Raw genomic sequence first — 11749 nt, 5'->3', positions numbered from 1 at the left:
CCGTGCAAACCAAAACTCGCCGCCGGGTGGCGCGGATGATTCAAGAGGGGTTACTTCAGCATTGCTTTCTGCGACCAATCAGGATGAATATCGGCTCAAGCCCCCAAACGAGCGGGAAAGGAGGGATTGTGCTGCTGCAGATGTTCCTGGCCTCATCGCCAGGACCAATCCAAGCGCGGCCAAAAGAATCAGCCGCTGCGCCAAGCATCGCTGGCGCCAAACTGTAAGAGCGCTCACAGAATCCTGCAGACCGCTAACCTTTGTCCAAGGTCCCCATCACGCGTCCCACATCTTGTTCATCGTCAAATTCCATCAACTCTTTAGCCTTGGCCGAGGCAGTCGCATCGTGCTCTGCCCGAGCGTAAGCGTCGAAATCGTTGAACCAAAATCGCTTCGCCAGTTTGTACATCCAATGCTTTTCCGGCACTTCTTCGCCCGGCAACCATTGGCTGAACCGCGGCGTCATGGCTTCCAATTCCGCCATGGCTGTGCCGCGCGCCGTCGTGTCGCGGGCGCCGTGCTTGAGAACGAGTTCCCTGACCAGGTCGGGCCGTTCCAGGACGACGCAGCCGCGCGTGGCTTTGGCCGGAAGCTCTCGAAAGTCGCGCAAGAAAGAAGATTGGCGCATGGTCTCGAACAAGCCGCGCTCGTCGCGGATATTTTCCACCGCGAACTGCAGAATGGGACACGGCTCGATATCGCCGCGCGGACTGATGTGGTGGCTGATGCCGGTCGCCATCGGACACAGCGCCTGCCCGCGGTCGTCGTAGTAAGCGTCGATAATCGCGATGGGCACTTTCGCGCGCATCTCGACGACGAAGCGGCGGGTACGCACGAGCTGGTCCGGACGCAGGGCGAGTTGGAAATTCGGTTTCGGGCCGACCGGACGGTACGAGTGGTACCAGACGTAATGGACGCCCCGGCGGATCAGTTCGCGAAGCCATTCCTCCGTGAGCAACTCGTCGATGTTCGTCTGGCACACGCTGGTCGCGACGCCTGTGAGGAGCCGCGCGCGCAGGCAATTCTCCAGCCCGCGCATGGTTTTGCTGAAGACGCCGCTTCGCCCGCGCCGTTCGTCGCTGACGATTTCGCGGCCTTCGATGCTCACCAGCGGCGTCGCATTCCCAAGCTCGCGCAAACGATCCGCGATCTTCTCGGTAATGAACTGGCCGTTCGTGAACAGTTGGAAATAGCAATCCGGATGCGCGGCGAGCATTTCGAGAAGCTGCGGGTGCATGAACGGTTCGCCGCCGAGAATCCCGAAGAACGAATTCCCGTGCCGCTTGGCGTCCGTGATCGTGCGGTTCAACGTGTCGAGATCGATGGCATCCTTCTCCTCGACGTCCACCCAGCAACCCTGGCAACGGAGATTGCAGGAGTTGATGATCGAGAGGTAAAGGAAGGGCGGGAAGTATTCGCCGCGCTTGATCCGGCGCTTGAATTTTTCGACCGACAGCAAGCCTTTTACGCCGAAGTTCCAGAGGAACTTCGCGATGCACCGTTTGTCAGCGGTGCGGAGGGTGCGATGGACGAGGGAGGGAAGCATGTTCCACTGTTAGCGATCGGCCTTTTCTACGCTTACAACGCGAATCTCCCTTACGAAATGATCGAGCCAAAATGTGATGGCCCACGGCCCGGTCAACACGACGCCCAGAGCGCGGCCCGAATCATGGTGCTCCTGGTAATCAGGCTTTTGATAGGGATTGATCAAGAGTTTCTCCAGTGCGCGCCGATGTGGAACGGTTGGCGCCGACAACCGCGGTCCGCTCGTAAAGCCGCTCCAGTGGAATAGACACCCCAATGTTTTCAAGTTTCAGGATGGCGCCTGCGCCGGCCAGAATTTCACTTTGCCAGCCGGGTTCAGCCCTCCGTAAGACAGTCGCGGCCATACGGTCCTGCTCGACGAGGACATAGACCTCGAGCCCAGGGATGAGACGATATACGATCGCCTTTTCCCGGCGGTCAGTCCTTTCGGACTCCGGCGAAAGAACTTCGAGGATGACGCTCGGCCGTTCCCGGTAATACTTCGCATCATCCGCCGGATCGCAAACAACGATCACGTCGGGGTAATAATAGATATCTTCGAAAGTTGGAGGGATCTTAACTTTCATGTCGGCCATGAATGGCTCGCAGCGCTTCCCACGCAGCCGCTCACGAAGCTCGCCATGGATGTTGCCCACAATGCGATTGTGGTCGTCGCTCGCACCGGCCATCGCATAAACATGCCCGTTCACGTATTCGTGGCGGACTTCGGATGTGTGCTCACCCACGAGGTATTCCTCCGGGGAAATCCAACCTGTGTGCCGGGCCACCGCACTCATAGCGTTGTCATGCGCTTATCCACGTAACGTTTCAGTTCGGCATTGCTCATGGCTGATGCGTCGCCGTTTGAGTCTGCTTTTGCAACGCCGCCTGCGCCTTGGCCTTCGCTTCCTCCGCCCGGCGCGCGATTTCTTCGGGGGACGGCAAACTCATCAGCACTTCGGCCGGGATGTCGCCCGCTTGCGCGAGTTTGACCAGGCACTTCTGCCGCTCTTGCAGCGCTTTGTTGGAATCGCGCTCTTTCGAGAAACGCGACTTCGCCTTTTCGCTGCGCTCGCGCAGCATCGAGTAAATGTCGCCGCCGAGCAGCGAACTGATATCGACCTTCATCTTTTCACGCTGAAGGTCCGCGTCGCTCACCACGTCGCCGTTGATTGGGCCGGATTTGTATTTCGGGAACATGATCGCGGCTTCGGGACAGACGCGCGAACACGCCGGACAGTTCGTCTTGCAGTTGTCATTGTTGTCAACCTGAATGCGCTGCTGCTCGTCCACGCCATAGACGCCGAACAAACAAAAGCTCAGGCATTGCATGCAATTCGTGCAGCGGTCGTAGTCGATGACCGGGAACCACGGCTTCCATTCCCCGTGCTTCGCGGCGTTGGCGCTGGCGCGGGCCGTTTCGACCGACTCGCCGAGCCGATTCAAGTCCAGGTCCGTGATGTCCTGAAACCGAAGGTCCACGTGACCGGCGGCGTCTTCCATTCGTGGCGGCTGGCCGTCGTCAAATCGGCCCAGGACCAAAAGCGAGGTGCCGTCGGCGGGAGCCACGCGACCCTCACGCCCGACACGCGTAACCGCAAATCCCTTCTCCAACAACCCGGCCAGGGTGGTGAATCGGTGGGCGGCTTCGAGCGGTTGGGCGCCGCGGCCTTCGTAAAGGACAATGCGGAGGGTCGTCTGGTCCTTGAGCGACATAATTCAGGTGGTTGGGGAATGTCTAATGACGAAGGACGAAGGACAAAAGAAATCCGAATGTCGGATGCCCCAAAGGGCAGCCACAGTGCCGCTGAGGAGCAATTCGGATTTCGTCATTCGACATTCTTTCGTCATTGGGATTTCGTCATTCGTCATTCGACTCAAGCATTCGTCATTTGGGGGTTGGCTTCGGGCCTTGGCAACTCGTCGGCCGAAGGCTGGGTCGCTTTTCCGGCGGGCAGATTGGCTTTAACTTCGGAATCGAACAACGAAGCGCAAACCCGTTCGGCGGACTCCACACGCATGTTGCAAACTTCGGTGGACTGGAGGCTCAACGGTGCTTTGGCTGCGGCGAACAGCCACTTCACCGCGCGCGGATAGCAAGCCGCGATCTTGACCGCGCCGCCATCGGCCAGCCGCTTCAGCGCCGCGTCCTGCCGCGCGGACATTTCGCAAAGGTCAGCGACCGCATCGAACGCCACGCCTGATTCGCACAGCTTGCGCAAGACCGCTTCCTTGACCTCTTTCGGCACGACCTGGGCGTAAGCGCAGTGGCAATACAAGATGCGCGGTTGATCTGACATGGCTCAAAGATTATCGCGGATCAGCGGGAGCGCCAGCGATTTTCCGGCCCGGTTGCGCGCCATGCACTCGGCCCATGAACGAGAGGTTATCCCCCACGAATTCGGAGCGACCACGAATTTGTTCCTCTTCAATTTGTGGTCGCCCTGAATTTGCGGGGAGGTTTCATGGAAAGCTCCCTGGGTCTCAGGACCATGCCCACTGCCCATGAACCGAGCACTGCGCGGACCGCAGCCTTCAGGCTGCTTCCGGCCCTGCTCTGGAGTTCGGCGTTGAAGCGGCCTGAAGGCCACGGTCCGAAGAGACGGCTCATGGGAAGCCCGCCAGGGCGGTGATTCGGTGGGTTGGGGTGGGTTTGCCAGGGCGAAAGTGCTCCAAATGCTCGATCGTCGCGCGGAAACCGTGGAAGCCGCGCGAGACCAACTCGAGGCCGCTGGCCACCGCTTCGCGCAAAACCTCCGGCGCGGCTTCTGCGCGAAGATTGATAATGAGTTGCCCGCTCTCGACCGGTTCGTCGAGCGTCTGCGAGAGTTCCGGCACTACATCGTTCCGCACCAGATTGATTACCGCGATTTCACCCAGGCCGCCGTCCGGGCTGAGGGTCATTTTCAGATGCGCGATTTCGGCGTTCCGCTGCTGCAAGTGGGATTGAATCTGACTCGCCAGTGCCCGCATCACCGCGTCGGCCATGAACCCCTCGCGAGCCGCGAGCTGGACGGTGGCGTTCAACCAACCGAGCAAAGCCTCGCCTTCCGCGTACACCTCGTAATCGACTCCCATGACCGCGCGCGCGCCCTGTTCGGTGGCGATGATCCGGTCGAACCACGCGTCAAGCCCATCGCCGCGCCGCGCCGAAACCTCGACGATCTCCGCGCGCGGAAATTCCTCGGCCAATTTCGCGCGCAACAACGGGCGCTGGCTCGCGTCGAGCAACTCGCACTTGTTGATCACGATGAGGTCCGCCTCCTCGAGTTGCTTGCGGTAAATGTAAAGCACCTTCTCGGAAAACTGGCTGCCGCGTTCGAGGCCGAACACCCGCGAGGCCCGGATCGGATCGACCAGCACGCTCAATGGCGCGATGGTGAATTGGTCGCCGTACATGCGTCGCAGCGGATACGTCACGGTCGCCGCGAGGTCCGTGCAACTGCCCACAGGCTCCGCGATGAAAACGTCCGGACGCGAGGCCGCCGTCAGCTTGTTCGCGGCGTCCACGAGCGAATTGAACCGGCAGCAGAAACAGCCGCCGGGAATTTCCTCCGTGGCGAAACCGCGCGACCGCAGCATGGCTGTATCGACCAGTTCGCTGCCCTGATCGTTGGTGATCAGCCCGACGCGCAGACCTTGCCGAGTCAGGCGTTCGGCCAGCTTCGCCACCGACGTCGTCTTGCCCGCGCCCAGGAACCCGCCGATCATGATGTAGCGCGCTTTGGGGATTTGGGATTGGCGATTGGCGATTGGCGATTGATCTGAGATCGACGCTCGACGCTCAACGCTCGCCCCGCCAGCGCCTTCTGCCTTCCGCCCTCTGCCTGTCGTCTTCACTTGATCTCTTCGCCTTTCTGCCGTTCCAGGATTTTGTCGATGGTTTTGTCGAGGATGCGCATATAAGCATGGACATCCACGCCTTTCTCATCCGGCTTCCCCTTTACCAGATACAACCAGCCCGCGCCATACGGGTCTTTGTTCACCAGCGTAATTTTCTCTTTCAGGACGGGATTGGCGCCGCCGAAGTTTCCCTCGGCAACACAAAAGATATCTGAGATCGCCTTGAACCCTTCGACCCAGCCGACGACCTGGCCGAGTTGGACGGGCGCGCCGGCCTCGACTTCAAATCCGTGATCGACCATCTCGCCGAGCATGCGCGTGGCGAACTTCGTCAAGCCGACTCGCCAGAGCTCCGGCGTATCGTGCCGCGCGATCCACGAATGGGAGGGGCTATAAAGATAGTCCACGGGCAGATGCGTGACGAAACGCGAGCGTTTGTAGAAAAGCGTTTTCGATTGCGGCGCTCCCATGCTCCGGTCGGGTTTCAGGGCGTAACTCGTCAGCGCCGTTCAACGGAGCTCGACCTGCCTGGGAAAGTGCGGGCAAAGCTTGGAGGCAGGCCTCGGACGGTTTGCGCCGGCTAACCAAAAACTCATTTTTCCAGTGCCCGAACAAAGCCAGACTTCCAGAGCGCCCGCGTCGAAATACAGCGCCATCTTCTCCCGCGTCTCCGCTTCTGTATTCCTCGGCGAGATCACTTCGACACAGATTTCCGGACATCGAGGGAAACAGACACGGTTACCCAGCTCGCGCAGGCATTCCGGTGACGCCCAGGCTACGTCAGCCGCTTTGACTCCGTCGGCCGTCGAGATGGGGCACTCCGTGAGAACGCGTCCACGAGGCATGAGTGTTCGGAGAAGGTGGCCGATTTCGGCTTGGTAGCTGCCGTGGCTTGGAGCAGGGGGCAGGCTCATGATGATGTGGCCGTGACGATCGGTTTCGATGCGGCCTTCGAACCGGGCCAGTTCCGCATCCGCCAGAAGCTCGGCCCAGCGGCGGGAATTGAAATCCGTTTGCACGGACTGCGGCGGAAGTTCAATCGTCAGCGTTCCCATGCGCGTAGCCTACCGTCTGGCTGCAATAGGCGTCAACTGCCGCCAGCGAAGTCATACGTCACAGCCTCTCGGAAGGATAAGGGTGGAACGGGCTACCAGCCCGTACTGCCGGGCAACTTGCCCGCCAGAGTCGCTGCGAGACATTGCCACGTCCGACGGCAGCGTGCTTGACCGATGCCAGCGCTGGGTGAATTTCGCGCGGCACATTATCTTTGAACGGATTCCCGGCGCCCGACTTCTGAATGTGGCCATCGGGGACAACTCAGACGGCAGAACAGGAGCAAATGTTTGCTCAGTTTTCTCCGGTTCAGAATTGAATAGTTGAGTCACCGGCGTTTTCCTATTTGCGCTCATGGTCTACTTCGATCACAACGCCACTTCGCCGATGCACCCGGCGGCGCGGCAGGCCTGGCTGGAAGCTGTCGAGAAATTCATTGGCAATCCGTCCAGTCCGCATCGCGTCGGCAGCCGGGCGGACGCGGCGCTGGCGGAAGCCCGCCAAAAACTCGCGAGCTTCCTCGGCTGCGATGCGCTTGATCTGGTCTGGACCTCGGGCGCGACCGAGTCGAACAACATGGCGCTGCATCACTTCGCGCGCGCGATCGATGCAAAAAGTGAGATTTGGATTTCAGCGGTCGAACATCCGTGCGTGCTCGAAGCGACGAAGCACTATTTTCCTCGGCGTCACCGGCTCATTCCGGTCCTGCGCTCCGGGGTCGTCGATTTGGATTGGTTGCGAAATGAATTGGCCAAACGACCGCCTGGCGCGGTCGTGGTGATGGCCGCGAATAATGAGACGGGCGTTCTCCAGCCGTGGCGCGAAGTATTGGCGCTTTGCCGTGAACGGGAGGTTCCCTTTTTTTGCGACGCGACGCAATGGATCGGCAAGCTACCGGCGGTCGGGCTGGGCGAATGCGATTTTGTCAGCGGTTCGGCGCACAAATTCGGCGGACCCAAAGGAGTCGGTTTTTTGAAGTGTCCCGCGAAAGGCCGCGTCGAACCGCTGCTGCGCGGCGGCCTGCAGGAGGAAGGACGCCGGGCCGGGACTGAGAACGTCGCGGGAGTGCTGGCGATGATCGCGGCGCTGGAGGTGCGCGAGGAGGCGTTGAAGAAGTCGAGGATGGAAGACGGAAGATGGACGATGGAGCAGGCGCGCGCGGCGTTTGAGAAACGGTTGCTGGCGGCGCTGCCCGGATCGGAAATCGTCGGCGTGAATGCCGCGCGGCTCTGGAACACGGTTTCCGCGTTGATGCCGGAGGCGGATTGCCAGCAACGCTGGGTCGTGAAGCTGGATAAATTGGGCTTTGCCGTTTCGACTGGTTCCGCCTGCGCGAGCGGCAAAGAGGAACCGTCGCATGTGATCGCGGCCATGGGCTATTCGTCCGCCGAAGCCGGGCGCGTGCTGCGCTTTAGCAGTGGATGGGAGACTGCGGAGGATGAATGGACTGCGTTGCTCGAGGCGTTAGTGAAAGTTCACCGCGGAATCCAAAGCACAATCCATTGAGACAAGCTGGACGCCTGTCCTGCGTTTCACCGCGGCCGAAAGGCCGCTTCGTAGAGGGCGGCGAAATCGTCCACGGTGAGTGGTCGCGGATTGAAAGTGGCGGTCCATTGTTTCGAGGCTTCCTTGGCCAGCGTCTTAATCATGGAACGCTCGACGCCGCAATCGGCGAGTGAGCGCGCGATTTTGGCTGCGTTGAGCAGCGATTCTAACCGCGCGACCAACGCTTCCCACGCCGGTTTCACGTTGTCGCTCACGCAGGCAATTTCAGACGCGGAAGCCAGTTCAGCGTAAGCCTGGCAAATTGCCGGATCCTGTCCGTTGAATCGGACGACGGCCGGGAGCATGAGCCCGACGGCCTCGCCGTGCACGACGTCGTAGTGTGCGGTCAACGGATTGGCCGCAGCGTGAGCGGCGCCCAGCATGCTATTCTCGATGGCCATCCCGGCGTAGGCGGCGCCGAGCAGCATTCGGCCGCGGGCTTCAAGGTCGTCCGGTGTTGTGAGCGCGCGATCCAGACTCGTGGCCGTGAGTTTGAACGCTTCGTGCGAATACATCAAAGAAAGTGGATTGCGCTTGCGCGTCACGGTGGTTTCCACGGCATGGGCGATGGCGTCGATCCCCGTGTGCGCGGTCACGGCCAACGGCTGGGAAACAGTGAGCGCCGGATCGAGGATCGCTACGCGCGCGGTGGCCTTCGGATCCAGGCACGCCATTTTCTGGTGCGTATGCTCGTCCGCAATCAGAGCGGAAGACTGGCATTCGCTGCCCGTCCCGGCGGTCGTCGGAATGGCGATCAACGGGAGCATCGGTTTGGTCGCTTTGCCGACACCCCAGTAGTCTTGCATTCTTCCGCCGTTAGTGAGGATGAAATTGCAGCCTTTGGCTGTGTCCATCGAACTGCCACCGCCCAGCCCGACGATCAATTCGATCTCCGATTTCCTGGCCAGTGCCGCGCACTCATCGACGCACCGGGTGGTAGGGTTTTCCAGGGCCTTGTCGAAGACGGTAACCGCCAAACCCGCGGCCTCCAAAATGCGATGCACCTGACCGGCGTGGCCGGCTGCGACCAACCCGGCATCGGTGACGAGCAAGACTTTTTTCGCGCCAAACTCGCGCGCCAATTCACCGACGCGCCCCACACTGCCCACGCCAAAAATCAGGCGCGTGCGCGGCTGATGGTCAAAGGAGGCCAGGGGCGGAAGATGAGAATGCGCGCCGGAATCCGTCATGCGCTTAGACTGGCGTTGTCTCGGTCGTGCCTCGAAATCCTCGATCCCGCAAAGCGGCGTCGCTCCTGCTATAATGAAGTTCCACGTCGAGTTCAGTGGCCAGCTTCCTGGATATGGCTGGCCCTCCGCACGATGAAAAACTTGCGGCGTTCATTCGAGATTCTGACGATTAGAGACGCAGTTCTGTTCAATTGGTTACCTGGGGTGATTTCGGATTGCAGATTGCGGATTGCAGTTTGGATCGCGTCTTGATCCGCATTCCGCATTCCGCAATTCCCAGTAGAGATGCGGCGCCTACCTTGCGAACACGACCGCCTGGGCGCAGAGAAGCCGTTCGATAGCTTGTGGCAACGGCGCGCAAAGCTTGGCGTGAAGCCTGGCGGATTCCTCCGGGGAAAGCTTGAATGCGCAACTGCCGGAGTCGATGAAGCCGCGGATGACTTGTTGTCCGTAATTCAGCAGGCCCTGCCGCAGCGGCAGAGAGAAAAGCGCGAGGACCAGGCCATAGACGATCGTGTGCCAACCGTGCGCCTCGCCGTTTTCCACGGCTTCCCAGTAGCGGCGCACCAGGCGTTGGTCCCGCAGCGGCCTGAGTCTCTGGAGCTGGCTTGTCCCCAGACATTGGCTCACTCCCGCAAAGCGCCGCAGCTTCGGCTCCTGGCTCAGTTTCCAATCCGATTCGATCAACTCTCGGACTTCGTAACGCGTGGCGTGAAGGTAAGCCTTGTGAATCGCGGGCAACTCGTGCGGAACGAGGACTTGGGCGCAGTAGGTTTCGAGAAATCCTTGAAACGACAACGAACCGTCTCCGCGCACCATCTCCAGTGGCAGGGGCATGGTTCCCAGCGCGGCCAGTTCTTGCGGGCAACCCAATTGCTCCGCGAAGCGATGGAGCTCCCCCAGGAGTTCCATCCCGGCTTCAGCACTCTTGAGTTTCCGGTCTAACATCTTCGGCAACTGCTCGCGCCTGCCCACGCACGATTCGCGAACCGCTTTCCTTGGCGCCCACGTTACACCTGGCGCCGCGCACTCGCCAGAAGTAAAGCTCAGTCCGAGAGAGTTATTCTGATTGACAGCCAGTTGTCAGTGGTCAGCAGTCAGTTATCAGTGTGCGGCGATCAGTGTACAATGATCAGCCGGGATTTTCGCTTCAGTGATTCAACTCCTTTGGCGATCCAACACTGATGCCACGCGCCGGACAACTGACAACTGACAACTGGCAACTGACAACTGACAACTGGCAACTGACAACTGGCAACTGACAACTGATTACTGATTACTACCCTCCCGCCTCCACGCTTTCTTCGACGATCCGGCCGTCGAAGAGATGCACGGTGCGTTCGGCGTAGCGAGCGAAGCGCGGATCGTGCGTGACCATGCAGATCGTCGCGCCTTCCCGGTGCAATTCGCGCAGGAGATCCATCACTGCCTCGCCGTTCTTGGAATCGAGGTTTCCGGTGGGTTCGCGGACAACTACTCCGGGCACCACGCCGTTGCGGGTATCAATCTCGGCCGTCTGCTCCAATTCGACGTCCCGCGCCTGCGTTTCAGGAATCTTCAACTCTGCCATCAGTTTCTTCGGATTGGTCACGCGCGCCACGAGAGAACCTGCGGCGACTTGCTCGCCAAATTGCAGCAGGGATTGATCGCCCAGTCGTTGCAAGACGCCGTCGATGCCCGCCCGCACCTTCAGCGCCTCGACTTGCTGCCGCTTGAGTTCCAGTTGCGCGCGCAATTGGCGGACCTGCGCCTCTTGCACCGCGAGTTGCGCCGCCGCGGCATCGGCGCTGATTCTCAGCCGTTCGTGTTCGATATCGCTGAGCCGTTTCAATTCCGCGGCGTTGGTCTTGGACTGTTTCAGCGTGAGCGCAGGAACCAGATCAATCTTCGCCAACTCTTCGTTTACTTCGGCTTCGACTTTGGCGCGATTGTAATTCGCTTCGGCCATGGCCACGTTGGCTTGTTGGGTGAGCTTCTGACTGGCCAGGGTCACGGTGAGGTTGGTCAACTGCGCCTCGGCGGCCTTGAGCGTCCATTCCGCGTCGAATGCCGCTTGTTCGAGTTCAGGATTGCTGAGCTTGACGAGAACCGTGTTGGCCTTGACCGCGGCGCCAACCTTGATCGGAAGCTCTTCGATCCTGCCTGAGTAGGCCGCGGTGATGGAACGAATCTCTTCGGGCACCAGCGTGCCGTTGCCGTGCACTTTCCGCGGCATCGGGCCGCGCTCGACCGTGCCCAACAGCGCATTCTCCACCAGAGGCGCAGCGGGCTGAAGCCGCTGCAGCCCCATCGTCACCAGCGCAAGACCGATCAGACTGCTCACGGCATAAATGATCTGCCGACGGCAGCGTCTTTTTTTGAATTCTGGCCGAGCGATGTCCATTTACGCAATGGTCTGTGTTGGAGAGACGATTCGCATCCGTCGTGCCAAGGAAGGGTATTTGCCTCAGTGGCTGCAAAGACAAGGCTAAGTGGTCCATTTCATAAATACGCTCACGTTCGCGGCAAGGGATTTTTCGGCCAGACGAGGCGCGAGCGACGAGCATATCCCGAAGTGGATCTGTAAGGAGCAAGCAACGAAGTCTGGCGAAAAA

Annotated in this window: 11 protein-coding genes; 1 reads left to right on the top strand and 10 read right to left on the bottom strand. The window is 60.2% G+C overall.

Annotated elements, in window-relative coordinates; translation table 11 throughout:
* Window positions 1-253: 253 nt before the first annotated feature.
* The 7 genes from FJ398_08545 to FJ398_08515 form a co-directional block, all read right to left on the bottom strand.
* On the bottom strand, window positions 254-1546 hold the full coding sequence (locus FJ398_08545; protein MBM3838001.1) for a radical SAM protein: 1293 nt from the start codon (window positions 1544-1546) through the stop codon (window positions 254-256).
* A 139-nt stretch (window positions 1547-1685) separates the two neighbouring features.
* Window positions 1686-2321, bottom strand: coding sequence for a Uma2 family endonuclease (locus FJ398_08540; GenBank protein MBM3838000.1), 636 nt, complete (start codon window positions 2319-2321; stop codon window positions 1686-1688).
* A gap of 46 nt (window positions 2322-2367) precedes the next feature.
* Window positions 2368-3240: a ferredoxin family protein gene (locus FJ398_08535; protein ID MBM3837999.1), complete on the bottom strand. Its 873-nt coding sequence runs from the start codon at window positions 3238-3240 to the stop codon at window positions 2368-2370.
* 161 nt (window positions 3241-3401) lie between these two features.
* Entirely contained in the window at window positions 3402-3824 is a 423-nt protein-coding gene (locus FJ398_08530; protein MBM3837998.1) for a hypothetical protein, read from the bottom strand.
* Between the two features lie 307 nt (window positions 3825-4131).
* Window positions 4132-5235, bottom strand: coding sequence for a cobalamin biosynthesis protein P47K (locus tag FJ398_08525; protein MBM3837997.1), 1104 nt, complete (start codon window positions 5233-5235; stop codon window positions 4132-4134).
* 125 nt (window positions 5236-5360) lie between these two features.
* Window positions 5361-5837, bottom strand: a complete 477-nt coding sequence (locus FJ398_08520) for a glycine cleavage system protein H (GenBank protein ID MBM3837996.1) — start codon at window positions 5835-5837, stop codon at window positions 5361-5363.
* A 39-nt stretch (window positions 5838-5876) separates the two neighbouring features.
* On the bottom strand, window positions 5877-6422 hold the full coding sequence (locus FJ398_08515) for a Uma2 family endonuclease (protein ID MBM3837995.1): 546 nt from the start codon (window positions 6420-6422) through the stop codon (window positions 5877-5879).
* Window positions 6423-6774: 352 nt separating this feature from the next.
* Between FJ398_08515 and FJ398_08510 the strand changes: the two genes are divergently transcribed.
* Window positions 6775-7926, top strand: a complete 1152-nt coding sequence (locus tag FJ398_08510; protein MBM3837994.1) for a cysteine desulfurase — start codon at window positions 6775-6777, stop codon at window positions 7924-7926.
* 26 nt (window positions 7927-7952) lie between these two features.
* On the opposite strand, the gene FJ398_08505 is transcribed toward FJ398_08510, so the two are convergent.
* The 3 genes from FJ398_08505 to FJ398_08495 all read right to left on the bottom strand — a co-directional run bounded on the left by FJ398_08505 (window position 7953) and on the right by FJ398_08495 (window position 11478).
* Window positions 7953-9155 carry an iron-containing alcohol dehydrogenase gene (locus tag FJ398_08505; GenBank protein ID MBM3837993.1) on the bottom strand — a complete coding sequence of 401 codons (1203 nt, stop codon included), beginning with the start codon at window positions 9153-9155 and terminating at the stop codon, window positions 7953-7955.
* A gap of 294 nt (window positions 9156-9449) precedes the next feature.
* On the bottom strand, window positions 9450-10103 hold the full coding sequence (locus FJ398_08500; protein MBM3837992.1) for a hypothetical protein: 654 nt from the start codon (window positions 10101-10103) through the stop codon (window positions 9450-9452).
* Window positions 10104-10434: 331 nt separating this feature from the next.
* Window positions 10435-11478, bottom strand: a complete 1044-nt coding sequence (locus FJ398_08495; protein ID MBM3837991.1) for an HlyD family efflux transporter periplasmic adaptor subunit — start codon at window positions 11476-11478, stop codon at window positions 10435-10437.
* Window positions 11479-11749: the final 271 nt, after the last annotated feature.

It is taken from the genome of Verrucomicrobiota bacterium, from assembly GCA_016871535.1.
Lineage (GTDB): Bacteria > Verrucomicrobiota > Verrucomicrobiia > Limisphaerales > SIBE01 > VHCZ01.
This window is presented reverse-complemented; position numbering and strand designations above follow the sequence as displayed.